This window comes from Methylorubrum sp. SL192, assembly GCF_026672325.1.
In the GTDB taxonomy this organism is placed as follows: Bacteria; Pseudomonadota; Alphaproteobacteria; order Rhizobiales; family Beijerinckiaceae; genus Methylobacterium; species Methylobacterium extorquens.
In genome coordinates this window covers 255,069-268,345 of sequence record NZ_JAPPQV010000003.1, presented here as the reverse complement: position 1 = coordinate 268,345, position 13,277 = coordinate 255,069, and the positions used below count along the sequence as shown (strand labels likewise).

10 protein-coding genes are annotated in these 13,277 nt (G+C 66.7%); 6 read left to right on the top strand and 4 right to left on the bottom strand.

All coding sequences use genetic code 11. The features are described from left to right. Positions 1-9: 9 nt before the first annotated feature. Positions 10-291, bottom strand: a complete 282-nt coding sequence (locus tag OVA30_RS02175) for a hypothetical protein (RefSeq protein WP_012752276.1) — start codon at positions 289-291, stop codon at positions 10-12. 166 nt (positions 292-457) lie between these two features. Continuing rightward, positions 458-898: a CBS domain-containing protein gene (locus OVA30_RS02170; protein ID WP_085856945.1), complete on the bottom strand. Its 441-nt coding sequence runs from the start codon at positions 896-898 to the stop codon at positions 458-460. 539 nt (positions 899-1,437) lie between these two features. On the opposite strand from OVA30_RS02170, the gene oxlT (OVA30_RS02165) reads away from it, so the two are divergent. From oxlT (OVA30_RS02165) to OVA30_RS02145, 5 genes are all read left to right on the top strand, one after another. Continuing rightward, on the top strand, positions 1,438-2,748 hold the full coding sequence (gene oxlT, locus OVA30_RS02165; protein WP_268174458.1) for an oxalate/formate MFS antiporter: 1,311 nt from the start codon (positions 1,438-1,440) through the stop codon (positions 2,746-2,748). A 264-nt stretch (positions 2,749-3,012) separates the two neighbouring features. Then, entirely contained in the window at positions 3,013-4,338 is a 1,326-nt protein-coding gene (gene oxlT, locus OVA30_RS02160) for an oxalate/formate MFS antiporter (protein WP_147019229.1), read from the top strand. A 299-nt stretch (positions 4,339-4,637) separates the two neighbouring features. Continuing rightward, positions 4,638-6,983, top strand: a complete 2,346-nt coding sequence (locus OVA30_RS02155) for a galactose oxidase-like domain-containing protein (RefSeq protein ID WP_268174457.1) — start codon at positions 4,638-4,640, stop codon at positions 6,981-6,983. Between the two features lie 474 nt (positions 6,984-7,457). Continuing rightward, positions 7,458-9,209, top strand: a complete 1,752-nt coding sequence (oxc, locus tag OVA30_RS02150; protein WP_268174456.1) for an oxalyl-CoA decarboxylase — start codon at positions 7,458-7,460, stop codon at positions 9,207-9,209. A 265-nt stretch (positions 9,210-9,474) separates the two neighbouring features. Next, positions 9,475-10,194 (top strand): alpha/beta hydrolase, encoded by a 720-nt coding sequence (locus OVA30_RS02145; protein WP_268174455.1) that lies wholly within the window; start codon positions 9,475-9,477, stop codon positions 10,192-10,194. 557 nt (positions 10,195-10,751) lie between these two features. On the opposite strand, the gene frc is transcribed toward OVA30_RS02145, so the two are convergent. Then, the gene (gene frc / locus OVA30_RS02140; RefSeq protein WP_003602639.1) at positions 10,752-12,002 is read right to left on the bottom strand and encodes a formyl-CoA transferase; all 1,251 of its coding nucleotides are present in this window, start codon (positions 12,000-12,002) and stop codon (positions 10,752-10,754) included. 100 nt (positions 12,003-12,102) lie between these two features. Continuing rightward, positions 12,103-12,552: a PAS domain-containing protein gene (locus OVA30_RS02135; protein ID WP_015821836.1), complete on the bottom strand. Its 450-nt coding sequence runs from the start codon at positions 12,550-12,552 to the stop codon at positions 12,103-12,105. Positions 12,553-12,818: 266 nt separating this feature from the next. Here OVA30_RS02135 and OVA30_RS02130 point away from each other — a divergent pair, with 266 nt between their 5' ends. Next, complete coding sequence (locus OVA30_RS02130; RefSeq protein ID WP_147019227.1) at positions 12,819-13,262, top strand: OsmC family protein; 444 nt, start codon at positions 12,819-12,821, stop codon at positions 13,260-13,262. Positions 13,263-13,277: the final 15 nt, after the last annotated feature.

Genomic DNA, 13,277 nt, shown 5'->3' with positions numbered 1-13,277 from the left:
CGGTTTCGATCAGGCGGCGGAGGCGTTCTCGATCGCCTCGAACCGGATCTGGTAGGCCTCGCCCCACAGGCTCGCCGCCCGCTCGTGCCACGCGGTGTCGAAGAACAGCTTGGCGCAGAACGAGCTGCGCCAGATGCACACCGCGATGATGCGCTCGTCCAGAACGCGGATGTGGCGGCTCTCCAGCCCGCCGGCGATGCCAAGACGGGGCAACATGTCGATGCTCGACGCACCGAATTCGTTCTCGCCCGGGAAGACGATCGGGCATTCGATGACGGTCAGATGTTTCATCGGGTTTTCCATGGCGGACGCCTTTTCTCGGACTCGTCTTCCGACCTGTTCCGGATCGTTCTCGCACAACGCTCGGTGAACGGTGCCTGCTCCCGGCAGGCATGAATCCGTAACGAGATGCGTCGTGTCCGGCGCTCCATTTGCGCTCACTGTGAGCCGTGCGCCTTCACGTATGCGGCAATGCCGGCGGGTTCGTCGCCCGTGCTTGGCCAATATCCTGGCCGACTCCTTGGCCAGCGCAGTCCCAGATACTCAGGATCGCGCTGATGCGGCAGGATTCCATTAGGGCGATGTGATCGACCTTCCGCTCGCAGAAGGTCTTCAGCCGCTCCTGCGCCGAGGCGCCGACATCGACTGCGGGAAAGTCGTGATCGGTGATGAGCCAGACGCTGCGGTTGTAGATTTCAGGGCCCTCGGTCGCCACTGCGCGGAAGATGTCGCGCTGGGTCAGCAGACCCGTCACCGTGGCGTCGGCATCGCCCTCGACGACGACGAGCGCGCCCGTTCCCGGCTCGGCGAGGAGTTGGGCCGCCTCGGCCACGGATCGGTCCCGGTGGATGGTGCGGACGCCACCGGCATCCGGCTCACGGCGCATCGTTCCAAACACGGCGCTCCTCCATCGGCATGCCTCTCGGACGGGGCCGCCTTGGACTGCAGGCTGGTATACAGCATACCTATTGTCAATCCTGCGTTTTGAATTATGGTGCCGCCGTCCGGGCGGGATTGGCAAGATTGAGCCGCCAAAATCATCCGCTTAGACGTCCTCCGTTCGGCCGGTGCGGCATGATCCGAGGCAGGTCCTGCCCCCTGATCCAGGGCTGCACGAATGCCTCGCGCTTGTCCTCGCAGGGTGTCCCCGGGAACCGGCAGAGCTCATCCGCGGCGGTGCCTTTCGGCTTCGTCAGCGCATTCTGACGAGGTGGCAGCCGGTTCGTCGAAACTCGGCGCGTTGAAACGAGGGTCCTGATCCGCCGATCCGATGTGATCGAGTTGGAGGCGACTCCAAGAATTCACCGGACGAACGCGATGGTCTGCTTACGCAGTCATTCCGCGTCAGCGAATATTTAAAGTCATATTTAAAAAATAATCGAGAAATTGAGCTGCCAAAAAGCTCGGAAAAATCGAGCGTACACTGGAGATACGTCCATGACCCAACCTACGACAACATACGTTCCACCACCGACGAGCCGATGGCTGCAATTGGTGTTCGGCATCGTCTGCATGTGCATGATCGCCAACATGCAGTACGGCTGGACGTTCTTCGTCAACCCGATGCAGGAACGGCACGGCTGGGATCGCGCCGCGATCCAAGTCGCCTTCACCCTGTTCGTTCTCACTGAGACCTGGCTGGTGCCGATCGAGGGCTGGTTCGTCGACAAGTACGGCCCGCGGGCCGTGACGCTCGTCGGCGGCCTGTTGTGCGGGCTGGCCTGGGTGATCAATGCCTACGCCGACACGCTTTGGCTGCTCTATGTCGGGGCGGCTGTTGGCGGCACCGGTGCGGGCGCGGTCTACGGTACCTGCGTCGGCAACTCGCTGAAGTGGTTCCCCGACCGGCGCGGTCTGGCCGCTGGCCTCACCGCCATGGGCTTCGGCGCGGGCTCGGCACTCACCGTCGTGCCGATCCAGGCGGTGATCCACCATTACGGCTACGAGGCCGCCTTCTTCTGGTTCGGGATCGGCCAGGGCCTGATCGTGATGCTGATCGCCCTGTTCCTCGTCGCGCCGAAGAAAGGGCAGGTGCCCGAGATCGCCCGCGTCAGCCAGAGCCGGCGTGACTTCACGCCCGGCGAGATGGTGCGCACCCCGATCTTCTGGGTGATGTACGCGATGTTCGTGATGATGGCGGCCGGCGGCCTGATGGCCACCGCCCAGCTCGGCCCCATCGCCAAGGACTTCCATATCGCCGACGTGCCGGTGAGCCTGCTGGGGATCACCCTGCCGGCGCTGACCTTCGCCGCCACGATCGACCGGGTGCTCAACGGCGTGACGCGCCCGCTCTTCGGCTGGATCTCCGACCATATCGGCCGTGAGAACACGATGTTCCTCTCCTTCGGCATCGAGGGCGTGGGCATCTACCTGCTGAGCCAGTTCGGCCAGGACCCAATCCTGTTCGTGATCCTGACCGGTCTGGTGTTCTTCGCCTGGGGCGAGATCTACTCGCTGTTCCCGGCGACCTGCGGCGACACCTTCGGCTCGAAATACGCCGCCACCAATGCCGGCCTGCTCTACACGGCCAAGGGCACGGCGGCGCTGATCGTGCCCTATACCAGCATCCTCACGACGATGACGGGGAGCTGGCACGCGGTGTTCCTGGCGGCCGCCGCGCTCAACATCCTGGCGGCGTTGATGGCGATCTTCGTCCTCAAGCCGATGCGGCAGGCCTACACGCGGCAGGAGTCGACCGTCTTGGAGGCCAACTTGGAGGCCAAGCCGACGACGGTCTCCGTCCACTGAGGCCGCGCACGGGCCGGGCCGCCGCCCGGCCTTTCGAAGAATGTCGGCGCGCGCCGGGCCCAGACGCCCGGTGCGCGCCGACGCGTTTTTCGGTCCCGACGCCGCGCATTTCTTGACGTGCTCCCGCCGACGCGGTCGATCCGGTGTGCCGGGTTGCCGCACCGCCACGCTTGGACTTTGCTGCTCTGGTATATTGTATGCCTAGCATCATTGTGCATGATGCGGCGCCAGGGGAGCACGAGAAACGTTCAGGGAGAGAACCGGATGGTACACCAACCGGCCGAGCAACACGTGCCACTCCAGGCGCCTCCGGATGCGCCTTCCGCCAAGTGGTGGCAACTCGCCTTCGGCGTGCTCTGCATGGCCATGATCGCCAACCTTCAATACGGCTGGACACTCTTCGTCGATCCGATCGATGCGCAGCACCAATGGGGGCGCACGGCGATCCAGTTCGCCTTCACGATCTTCGTCGCCACCGAAACCTGGCTGGTTCCGATCGAGACGTGGTTCGTCGATCGCTACGGGCCGAGCATCGTGGTGGGCTTCGGCGGCGTCATGATCGCCTTGTCCTGGACCTTGAACGCCTACGCCGACTCGCTTTCCCTGCTCTACGCCGCGGCGGTGATTGGCGGGATCGGCGCCGGCTCGGTCTACGGCACCTGCGTCGGCAACGCCCTCAAGTGGTTCCCGGATCGCCGCGGCCTGGCGGCGGGCGCGACGGCGGCGGGCTTCGGCGCGGGAGCGGCGGCCACCGTGGTGCCGATCGCCCACATGATCGCCGCGAGCGGCTACCAGAGGGCCTTCCTCGTCTTCGGGCTCGGCCAGGGATTGGTCGTCGTCCTGCTGTCCTTCCTGCTACGTAAGCCGTCGGTCGCCGTGCCGATCCGGCGCAAGAACCTGCGCCTGCCCCAGACCAAGATCGACCGCAGCCCGAAGGAAGCGGTGCGCACCCCCGTGTTCTGGACGATGTATGCGATGTTCGTGATGGTCGCCTCCGGCGGCCTGATGGCGGCGGCGCAGATCGCGCCGATCGCCCACGACTTCAAGGTCGCCGACGTGACGATGAACCTATTCGGTCTGCAGATGGCCGCGCTCACCCTGGCGATCTCGCTCGACCGCATCTTCGACGGGTTCGGCCGGCCCTTCTTCGGCTGGGTGTCCGACAACATCGGCCGCGAGAACACGATGTTCATCGCCTTCGTGATCGCCGCGACGGCCTGCATTCTGCTCCTCGGCTACGGGCGTAATCCGCTCGTCTTCGTTCTGTGCACGGCGATGTATTTCGGCGTGTTCGGGGAGATCTACTCGCTGTTCCCGGCCACTTGCGGCGACACGTTCGGCTCGAAATACGCCGCCAGCAACGCCGGCCTCCTCTATACGGCCAAGGGGACGGCGGCCTTCCTCGTCCCGTTGGCCAGCGTGCTGTCGGCCTCCTACGGCTGGTCGGCGGTGTTCGGCCTCATCATCGGGCTGAACATCCTGGCCGCGGCGCTGGCGGTCTTCGTGCTGAAGCCGATGCGGCGGCGCTACCTCGCGGCGGAGGCAGAGATCGCCGACGCGGCGGAGGCTCGCGCGGTGAAGCTGGCCTGAGGGCCTCGAACGATGGTCCGCCGCCTCGAACGGCTCGCGTCGAGGCGGCGGCCGCCCCAGCCGAATTCCCAGCCATTGAATTTCCCGCCACACCCCGACGGCCGACGAGATGACGTCAGGCCGTCCGCCGGAACCGAGGCCGGGACTGACCCTCAGGCGGGAAGAAGCAAAGCCGCTGGTTGGTGTGAACAAATCGGCACAACCAGCGCGGCAGATTACTGAGTTGCGATCTAAACCTATGTTTCATTTCAAGTCATTGTGAGAAGGAAGTCTCCCATCGTCATCGGGAGATTCGCAGGGTGTCGGACTTCACTTTTCACCGGGTCGGCCGGCTTGTGACGGCCCTGGTCTTGATGGCGGTGCCCGGTTCGTCGTTCGCGCAGGTCGCCATCGGCAACGAACCGGACCCGCTCGTGGACAACCTCCGGGTCGGGCCCAACGCCTCCGTGGTGGGAATGTGGTCGCCGGTGAGGGGCTGGCCGCTGGTCGGCATCCACGCGACGCTGATGCCCTCCGGCACCGTCATGACATACGGCACTGCCCTCGGCGGGGACGTGCATGACGGGCGCACCTTCGACCTGTGGGACCCGGCCCGGGGCCTCGACGATCCCGCCGCGCACTACACCCTGCCGAACGCGCAGTTCATCGACAGCTTCTGCAGCGCGGCCGCTTTCCTCAAGTCGGGCGCGATGCTGATCTCCGGCGGCAGTGCCGTGAGCAACAATTACTCGTCGCGGGCCAGCACTCTGTTCGACCCGAAGACCGCGACGCCGACGGCCGCCGCCTCGCAGCTCGCGTATCAGCGCTGGTACGCCTCGATGCTGACCCTGACGGATGGCCGCATCCTCATCACGGGCGGCGGCGCCCCCTACGTCGTGAATGCCTTTAGAGGTCCTGCCACCGCGATCGCCCAGGGCGACGTCTCGATGACGCCGGAAATCTACACGCCCGGCGCCGGCTGGAGCACGCTGCCCGGCGCGACCAGTCGCGACGCGTTCGGTCCCGACTTCAATCGGTGGTGGTATCCGCGGATGTGGGTTGCGCCGAACGGCCGGGTCTTCGGGATCTCGGCCGATAAGATGTGGTCGCTCGATCCGAACGGCCGCGGCGCCACCAGAACGCTCGGCAACTTCAAGACCGGCTTCAATGCCTTCCGGCGACCGAATACCGGTCCGACCTCGACGGCGGCGATGTTCGATGTCGGGCGGATCCTGCAGGTGGGCGGCAACGGGGCCTCGAACGAGCATGCCACGCCCTCGAGCGCGGCCGCCACGGTGATCGATATCCGCGGCGCGGCACCCGTCCTCACCGAGGTGGCGCCGATGGCCAACCCGCGGCAATGGGCGAACTCGACAATCCTCTCGGACGGCACCGTCGCCGTCACCGGCGGCACCCGCTTCGCCGACAATGCGGGCGCCGACGCCGTCTACCCGGCCGAACTCTGGGATCCCCGCACCGGCCGCTGGAAGACGGGCGCGAGCGCGGCCACCTATCGGGGCTACCACTCGGCGGCGGTGCTCCTGCCCAACGCCACCGTTCTGGTGACCGGCGGGGGCGTTCCCGGACCGGTCACGAACTTCAACGCCGAGATCTACTATCCGCCCTACCTGTTCAGGACGGACCAGGGCCGGCAGGTGCTCGCGCCGCGTCCGCGTGTTGCCAGCGTCAATGCCAAGACCTTCGATTACGGCGCGCGGCTGACGGTCTCGCTCGCGGGCGACGACAGCATTTCCAGGGTCGCCCTCGTCGCCCTCGGGACGGCGACGCACAGCTTCGACAGCAGCCAGCGCTACATCCCGGCGGCCTTCTCCCAGACCGGGCGGACGGTTTCGGTGGTGATGCCCGGCAGCCCCAACATCGCTCCTCCGGGCTACTACATGGCCTTCCTTCTCGACGCGGCCGGCGTTCCCTCGAACGGCGTCATCGTCTCGATCGGGGGGATGGCCGCGCCCGTTGCGGGGCCCACCGGGAAGGGGCCGATCAAGGCGCAGATCGGCGAGTTTTCGAAGCGCGTCTCGCGCGGCCGCGACGGCACGACCGTGGTCGTGAACGCCCAGGCCGGGACGCTCTGGCGGCTGACGGGCGGCCAGACCGCCGCGCCGATCCCCGCTCCGAAGCCGATGGCGGACGTGGCCGTCGTGACGGCCAACAGCATCTACGGTTTGGCCACCGATGGAAGCATCCTGCGCTACAACGGCAATGCGTGGAAGCAGGTCGGGCATGGCGGCCGGACGATTTCGGCCTCCGAGGACGGGACGGTCGTCATCACGAACATCGAAGACAACATCTACGTCAAGAACGCCGACGACGACGTGGAGGCCTGGAGCTACATGCCCGGCGCCGCGCTCCGGGTCGTGCCGATGAGCCGCCTTGCCTACTGGGCGATCGGGATGGACGGCAACGTCCACCGGATCGAGAGAAGCGGAAAATGGACCCAGGTCGGGGAGAGCGTCGGCGACCTCGCGACAGCCGGAGATGGCCGCATCGCCGTCACCAACAAGTTCACCAACGAGATCTGGACGAAGGCCGGCGACGACGTCATCCGGAACTGGCAGCACACTCCGACGAAGGCCATCAGCTTGGCGGTCGCGAGAGGGGGAAGCCTCATCACGGTCGGCCCGGACGGCAACGTCTATCGGGAGTAGCCCCGCCCTTCGCCGACCAGGCCTTCAAAGCTTTCGCGGTGTCACGCGAGCCGGTGTCTCGGCCCGCAGCCGCTCTGGCCGGCTGCTTACAACGAGGCTGGGCACGCTTCAGGGTCGTGCCGAGTGTGATCAGAAGCCGCTGACGACAAGCCCGCCGCCCCCCTCCATTCGGGGACCACGGCCGGCGGACGCCGGGAAGTCCGTCTCCCGACGCTTCACCCCTGACACTCTGGATCCTGCGGCCCCTTTTTCGACCGCTCCCCCGACGCTTCCCGCGTGCGGATGCAACGCCATGCGTTTCGTTTGACCGGCCTGTTGGTATTTGGTATGCCAGCTGTGTCGCAACAAGGCCGGCCACCCGAGACCGGTCCACACGCTGCGCGCGGCGCAGCAGCAGGCGCGAAATGAGCCCGGCCCGACGCCATCGGGCCCCGCGCCGGACAAGAGCATCCGCACCACAAGGGAGAACGCCGCATGACCGTCCAGGCCCAGAACATCGACGCGATCACCGCGGGCGCGATGCCCCACGAGGAGCCGGCGCTGACGGATGGCTTCCACCTCGTCATCGACGCGCTCAAGCTCAACGGCATCGAGACGATCTACAACGTGCCCGGCATCCCGATCACCGATCTCGGCCGTCTGGCCCAGGCCGAGGGTCTGCGGGTCATCTCCTTCCGCCACGAGCAGAATGCGGGCAACGCCGCCGCGATCGCCGGCTTCCTCACCAAGAAGCCGGGCATCTGCCTCACCGTCTCAGCGCCGGGCTTCCTCAACGGCCTGACCGCGCTGGCCAACGCCACCACCAACTGCTTCCCGATGATCCTGATCTCCGGCTCCTCCGAGCGCGAGATCGTCGATCTGCAGCAGGGCGACTACGAGGAGATGGACCAGCTCGCCATCGCCAAGCCGCTGTGCAAGGCCGCCTTCCGCGTGCTGCACGCCGCCGATATCGGCATCGGCGTGGCCCGCGCGATCCGCGCTGCCGTCTCCGGCCGGCCCGGCGGCGTCTATCTCGATCTGCCCGCCAAGCTCTTTTCGCAAGTCATCGATGCCGATCTCGGCGCGCGCTCGCTGGTCAAGGTGATCGATGCGGCCCCGGCCCAGCTCCCGGCCCCGGCCGCCATCGCCCGGGCGCTCGACGTGCTGAAGTCGGCCGAGCGTCCGCTCATCATCCTCGGCAAGGGCGCGGCCTACGCCCAGGCCGACGAGGCGGTGCGTGCGCTCGTCGAGGAAAGCGGCATCCCCTACGTGCCGATGAGCATGGCCAAGGGCCTCCTGCCCGACACCCACCCGCTCTCGGCCGGTGCGGCCCGCTCCACCGCGCTCAAGGATTCCGACGTGGTGCTGCTGGTGGGCGCCCGCCTCAACTGGCTGCTCTCCCACGGCAAGGGCAAGACCTGGGGCGAGCCCGGCTCGAAGCGCTTCATCCAGATCGACATCGAGCCGCGCGAGATGGACTCGAACGTCGAGATCGTCGCGCCGGTGGTGGGTGATATCGGCTCCTGCGTCGAGGCGCTGCTCGACGGCATCCGCAAGGACTGGAAGGGCGCGCCCTCCAACTGGCTGGAGACGCTGCGGGGCAAGCGCGAGGCCAATATCGCCAAGATGGCCCCGAAGCTGATGAAGAACTCCTCGCCGATGTGCTTCCACTCGGCGCTTGGGGCGCTCCGGACCGTCATCAAGGAGCGGCCCGACGCGATCCTCGTCAACGAGGGTGCCAACACCCTCGATCTGGCTCGCGGCATCATCGACATGTACCAGCCGCGCAAGCGCCTGGACGTCGGCACCTGGGGCGTGATGGGCATCGGCATGGGCTTCGCCGTCGCGGCCGCCGTCGAGACCGGCAAGCCGGTACTGGCGGTGGAGGGCGACTCGGCCTTCGGCTTCTCCGGCATGGAGGTGGAGACCATCTGCCGCTACGAGCTGCCGGTCTGCATCGTCATCTTCAACAACAACGGCATCTATCGCGGCACCGACACCGATCCGACCGGCCGCGATCCGGGCACCACCGTCTTCGTCAAGAATTCCCGCTACGACAAGATGATGGAGGCCTTCGGCGGCGTCGGCGTGAACGTCACCACGCCGGACGAGCTGAAGCGGGCCGTGGATGAGGCGATGAATTCCGGCAAGCCGACCCTGATCAATGCGGAGATCGACCCGGCCGCCGGCAGCGAGAGCGGCAATATCGGCAGCCTCAACCCGCAGAGCACCTTGAAGAAGAAGTGAGGCGGGCACTGCCCTTCCACCGCTTCGACTGAGCCGGACCGCGGTGCCCGAAATGGGCGCCGCGGTCCTTTTTTGTTCGGCGAGCCTTTCCGTTCCTCATGCTGAGGTGCGGAGCGAAGCGAAGCCTCGAAGCACGCACGACGAAAGCCCTGGGACAGCCTTTCCAGACACCGGGGAGGATCAGCGTTCCGGGTTGCTTCGAGGCCCGCTGTCGCGGGCACCTCAGCATGAGGGGCGGCGTCGGGCTCCACCCGCGAGACGCCCCATGTCCTCTTCCGCCTTCGATCCGACGGTTGCCCTCGATCCCCGTCTGGCCGGCCGGCTTGCCTTCCTGCCGCGGCTGCCGGGTAAGCCGCCGCTGCCGCCGGGCCGCCACGCGCTCGGCTTGTTCGAGACCCGCGACGCGATGCTCCGCGTGCCCGAGCACATCGATCCACGCCTGCCGACGCCGCTCGTCGTCCTGTTCCACGGCGGCGGCGGCAGTGCCGAAAAGATCCTGCCGATGCTGGAGGCCCATGCCGACAAGCGCGGCTTCCTACTGCTCGCGCCGCAATCGCTGCACCCGACCTGGGATCTCGTGATCGCCGGCAACGGGCCGGACCGGGAGCGGCTCGACCGGGCGCTCGCCGAGGTCGCCGACCGCTTCCTACTCGACCCAGGCCATCTCGCTTTCGCGGGCCATTCGGACGGCGGCAGCTACGCGCTGTCCCTCGGGCTCACCAACGGTGACCGGGTCAGCCACCTGATCGTGTCGTCCGCCGGGTTCATGTCGGTGCAGGTGCAGGCGGGTGCGCCCAAGATCTTCCTGTCGCACGGCACCCGCGACGAGCAGATCCCGATCGACCGGAGCGCCCGCAACCACGCCCGGCTGCTTCGGGTGGCAGGCTACGACCTCACCTACGTCGAGTATGACGGCCCGCACGCCTACGATCCGGAGGTGGTGAGCCAGGCCGTGGACTTCTTCCTGGGCGATTTCTTCGGTTAGGCGGCGCGGGCGAACGCGTCTCTACCCCAAATCCGGTTGATCTCGACGGGACGGCGGATTTCCCCTCTCCCCGCCCGAAGTCGGGTTTACCCGACTTCGGTGACGCCTTGCCAATCCCGGGCAGGCCCGGGATTGGTCGGGGAGAGGCCTGTCTGCACCCTGTCGTGCAGACAGGAAGCGCAGGCGAAGCCGGAGCGGCGGTGAGGGGGCGGCTCGGGAAGAGGCTCTTCGGGCCAAGCCCCCTCACCGTCGGCTGCCGCCTCGCCACGCTCCCCGACAAGGGGGAGACGTGGCCCTCTCCCCGCGTGCGGGGAGAGGGGAACGCTCGGCTTTCGCTGTGATCAGGTTTGATCAAACGAATACTGCATCAAAAACCCGGACAACGAAAAACCGGACCGACGGAGTCGGCCCGGGAAAGTCATCGGAGGAGGAAGAAACCCGGGCGTCATGCCCGGTCATGCGCTCCCGGGGCGATGCCCTGTCCCGGGAGGATCATGGCCGAAAGAGACTGGCCATCCTGTACGGGCAGCGCGGCGATCCGCGCTGCCGCTTCCCCTTTAGACCGCGCGCGACTCGTGCATCGCGGCGATCTGCTCGGGCGAGTAGCCGAGGCCGGCGAGGACCTCGTCGGTGTGCTCGCCCAGAAGCGGCGAAGCCTTGATGTCGACCTTCAGGTCCGAGAACTTGATCGGGGAACCGACGGTCAGATACGAGCCGAGCTTGGGATGCGGCACCTCGACGATGGTGCCGCTGGCGCGCAGCGACGGATCGGCGGCGATTTCCTTCATCGACAGCACCGGCGAGCACGGGATGTCGAACTTGCGCAGGATATCGACGGCCTCGAACTTGGTCTTGTCGGCCAGCCAATCCTCGATGATGGCGAAGATCTCGAAGATCTTGTCCTGGCGGGCGCGGGGCGTGTTGTAGGCCGGATCGTCGATCCACTCCTCACGGCCGAGCGCCTTGCAGATCGGGGCCCAGGCGTGGCCCTGGATCGTGAAGTAGATGTAGGCGTTGGGGTCCGTCTGCCAGCCCTTGCACTTGAGCACCCAGCCCGGCTGGCCGCCGCCGCCCGCGTTGCCGCCGCGCGGCACCACGTCCGTGAACTCGCCGTGCGGGTATTGCGGGTATTCTTCGAGGTAGCCGATGGCATCGAGGCGCTGCTGGTCGCGCAGCTTCACGCGGCAGAGGTTGATCACCGAATCCTGCATCGACACGGCGACCTTCTGGCCCTTGCCGGTCTTGGTCTTCTGGTGCAGCGCCGTGAGGATGCCGATGGCCAGATGCATGCCGGTGTTCGAGTCACCGAGCGCGGCGGCCGACACGGTGGGCGGGCCGTCCCAGAAGCCGGTGGTCGAGGCGGCACCGCCCGCGCACTGGGCCACGTTCTCGTAGACCTTCAGATCTTCGTAGTGGTGCCCGTCGGAGAAGCCCTTCACCGAGGCGAGGATCATGCCCGGGTTGAGCTCCTGGATGCGGGCCCAGGTGAAGCCCATGCGATCAAGTGCGCCGGGGCCGAAATTCTCGACCATCACGTCGGATTCTTGGATCAGCTTTTCCAGGACTTCCTTGCCCTGCGGGTTCTTGGTGTCCAGCGTCAGCGAACGCTTGTTGGAGTTGAGCATCGTGAAGTAGAGCGCATCCGCGTCCTCGACGTGGCGAAGCTGGTTGCGCGTCACGTCGCCCGAGCCCGGACGCTCGACCTTGATCACGTCCGCCCCGAACCACGCGAGGAGCTGGGTGCAGGCGGGGCCCGCCTGGACGTGGGTGAAATCGATGATTCTGATCCCGTCGAGCGGCTGGGTCATCTCGGTCTTCTCCCTATTTCGACTTCGTTGTGGGTCGTTGTTGGAAAATCGAAAAGTATTACGGCCGGTAATATTGCTGAATGGCTCAGGCGCCCCGCCTTCAGGCGCAGACGAGGGTGCCCAAAGCCTCTTCCAGCTCCGCCACGCGGCGGCGCAGGGAGCGCTCTTCCTGAAAGCGCTCGGTCTCGTCGCGGATGACCGCGGCGATGCCGGTGACCTCGCCCGCCGCGCCGTGCAGCAGCGCGACGGTGAAGGCGATCGACAGGGCCCGGCCATCCTTGTGCAGGGCCGGAACCTTGAGCAGCGACGTGCCGTAGCGGGTCTCGCCCGTACGCATCGTCTTGGCGTAGCCATCCCAGTGGCGTCGGCGGTGACGCTCCGGGGTGATGAGGTCGAGGCTCTGCCCGAGCGCCTCGGCTTCCGAGAAGCCGAAGATCCGCTCCGCAGCCGGATTCCAGACGACAATCCGTCCGTCCGCGTCGGAGATCACCACCGCGTCACCGATCGCCGCGACAAGGCCGGACGTGTCGAAGGTCTGCGATTGGGCCATCGGTTGCCCCCCTTCCGCCGCCGGCTAGCCCTGAGGCCGCGCTGTGAGCGGAGAGATGCGATGTCTGTCGAGGATGCCGCGTTCGGTCATGGCAGGCGTTGCCTCCTTGGCTTCCCGGGTCTCGGGCCTTCCGGATCGAAATCGCTCTTTCCGGTGGCTCGTCATTGGCATCTGGTATACCAGATACGAATGGCAGGTCAAGGCGCAGTGCGGGGCTCGAACGAGATCGCGCGGCGGTGGGTTGATAGGGAGGCGAGGAGGCCACGATGTCGGACAAGCACAGCATTCGGATCCGGCAGATCGAGGCCTACGCCTTCCGGATCGATTTCGGCGAGAGCTTCGTGCCGCTGCTGACGGACGAGCCGGAGCCGATCGGCGGCGGCACCGGTCCCTCGCCGGAGCAGGTGCTGATCGCCGCCGTGAGCAACTGTCTGTGCGCGAGCCTCGCCTTCGCGCTGGGCAAGTACCGGCAGGAGGGTGGGGGCGTGAGCGCCGAGGCGATCGGGCGCGTGGCCCGCAATGCGGAAGGCCGCCTGCGCCTCGTCGGGATCGAGGTCGATATCGCGCTCGGCGCGCCCGCCGAGTCGATGGACCGGCTCGACCGCGTGCTCGCTCAGTTCGAGCAGTTCTGCACCGTGTCCGAGAGCGTCAAGGCCGGCGTTCCGGTGGCGGTCGCGGTGCGGGACGGCGGGGGCAACCGCCTGAAATAGACAGGCCTGAAACAG